The organism is Halomonas sp. SpR8, from assembly GCF_031010195.1.
GTDB lineage: Bacteria > Pseudomonadota > Gammaproteobacteria > Pseudomonadales > Halomonadaceae > Vreelandella.
Map to the genome: position 1 here is coordinate 1 of NZ_JAUAMC010000031.1, position 503 is coordinate 503.

2 tRNA genes and 1 rRNA gene are annotated in these 503 nt (G+C 48.7%); all 3 read right to left on the reverse strand.

From position 1 onward, the window contains the following. Positions 1–50: 50 nt before the first annotated feature. A tRNA-Ala gene (locus QT230_RS20810) sits at positions 51–126 on the reverse strand. 105 nt (positions 127–231) lie between these two features. Further along, positions 232–308, reverse strand: a tRNA-Ile gene (locus tag QT230_RS20815). Positions 309–423: 115 nt separating this feature from the next. After that, positions 424–503: ribosomal RNA gene (locus QT230_RS20820) — 16S ribosomal RNA — on the reverse strand; the annotation flags it as partial.

Sequence of the window (503 nt, forward strand, 5' to 3'; positions counted from 1 at the left end):
TCACGAAACATTCACAAACGGTATTTAAGGTAAAAGAAGGTAGTACGTAATGGTGGAGCCAAGCGGGATCGAACCGCTGACCTCCTGCGTGCAAGGCAGGCGCTCTCCCAGCTGAGCTATGGCCCCATTAACGCATGACTTTTCCGGGTAATTTTATTCAGAACAGGGCATTTTATGGCGAAGCATAGCCTGCTATGCGAGTCATAAAATAACGCAGTGCTGGATAAAATTTGGTGGGTCTGGGCAGACTTGAACTGCCGACCTCACCCTTATCAGGGGTGCGCTCTAACCAACTGAGCTACAGACCCGGCTATTTAGCCATTACAGATATTGGAAATCTGTAGCAGCTAAATTAACTACCGTTTGCTCTATTGCTTGATCAGGTAATTCATTGTGGACGCTTACTAACCGTGACGCATCGTTTAAGGAGGTGATCCAGCCGCAGGTTCCCCTACGGCTACCTTGTTACGACTTCACCCCAGTCATGAACCACACCGTGGTGA